Here is a 1,507-nt window from a genome sequence, read left to right as displayed (position 1 = left end):
TTTTCCGTCTGTCTTTCGGCCTGGAAGGTTCTTGGCCGACGGAAATGGGGAGGATGGGAATGCCTTGAAGGCCGTAGGCCGAAAGGCATTCCCATCCTCCCCAGGCGCGAAGCGCCTGCGGCGGCGAGCCCCGCATGCCGCCGCTGTAGGTCACGCTCGCTACTTCAGCTCACGAAGCGATCTGCCTTTCAGCTCGATCATGTAGCTGTAGTTGAGTAATCGATCCATGATGGCATCTGCCGTTGCCGGATCATTGATCCACGAATGCCACTCCATCCAGTTTCGCTGGGCGGCGACGATCGTCGAGGCAACCCCTTGCCGAGAGTCAATGTTGCGGAGCAGGTAGGTGCTCAGGGCTTTGCAAGGCGAATCGCCCATGGCAAAGTCGTCGATGATCAGTAGCTTTTTCATCTGCAAACGCTGTGTAAATGCACGGACATTGTGTTCACTTCGCAGCTCGGCCAGCTTCTCCGCCAAATCGATCATTCGGTAGTAAGCCACGGTCAGTTCTTTCTCACAGGCACACTTGCCCAATGCCTTGATCAGCCACGCCTTGCCTATCCCGGAGGCACCGGCGACGAGCAGGTTGGAGGGGCGTTCACAGGTGATCCAGGTTCACTCGGCCAATTCTTTCACCAGCGTCTCACCCAGACCGCGTTCACTTGAGTAGATCATCTCGTTGATGTTGGCAGCGTCGCCTTCGCGTATTCCAGACTCCTTCAGGCGACGCTGCTTGCGCTTGATGGTGCGCTGTTCGATTTCTTCCTTCACGATGATGCCGATCCGGTCGTCGAAGGTCAGCTTGGCGTAGTCGGGGTTGTCGAATTGCTGGCTGTACGCCGCAGCCATCCCCGGCAGGCGTAGCATCTGCAGGTTCTTAAGGGTTACGGCTCGAGGAGTCGTGTTCAGGTGTACTTGGTTCTTCGTCATGATCTCAGCCTCGCTTCTTATAGTACTCTGCGCCGCGGATGTTTCGGTTGGGATCTATGGTCGTGGCCAAGTTGCGCGTCCACTTCCGCCTCCGACGTTCTTCTCCGCCGTTCATGACCTCATCGACTCCTCGCTGATAGCCCTCCCAGGTCAGGGCTTTGTGTTCGGTAACCCAAGCGCAGATTCTTTCGAAGTCTTCAGCCCCATACCGTTTAAGCTCTCAAAGCAGACCTCCGAGCTGCTTTGCTGCGACGTGCTTCTTAACGGGTGCTGGGCAAGAAATTCGCCGGTGGTACTGTAGATTTTCAATAGCCTGTTGCGCGGTTGGATGATGACTCGAACTTTCTGTCCGACATAGCCGCTCGGTACCGAATAACGGCGATCGTCAAGGCGGATGAGGCAGTCTTTACGCACTTTGAGCGTCTTTGCGATCTGCGACTTTTCATAGGGCGTAGGCGGCAGCGGATTGAGATAGGGCTTTTCTTCTTCAAAGCGCACCTGCCGGGTTTGACGCCACTTTTCGGTGAAGAGCTCCCCGTTGTGCCGGTCGCACAGGCGCCGTAACTCTGCGTTGAGA

General features: G+C 56.4%; 1 protein-coding gene and 1 pseudogene. Both read right to left on the bottom strand.

Features of this window, described 5'->3' with window-relative positions:
* Positions 1–159: 159 nt before the first annotated feature.
* Positions 160–867, bottom strand: a pseudogene (locus tag H6A60_RS11265) (ATP-binding protein).
* A gap of 213 nt (positions 868–1,080) precedes the next feature.
* Positions 1,081–1,507, bottom strand: a 427-nt coding sequence (locus H6A60_RS11255) for a Mu transposase domain-containing protein (protein WP_338054873.1), incomplete at its 5' end; no start/stop codon positions are given.

Source organism: Sutterella massiliensis, from assembly GCF_016899755.1.
Classification (GTDB): Bacteria; Pseudomonadota; Gammaproteobacteria; order Burkholderiales; family Burkholderiaceae_F; genus Sutterella; species Sutterella massiliensis.
This window is presented reverse-complemented; position numbering and strand designations above follow the sequence as displayed.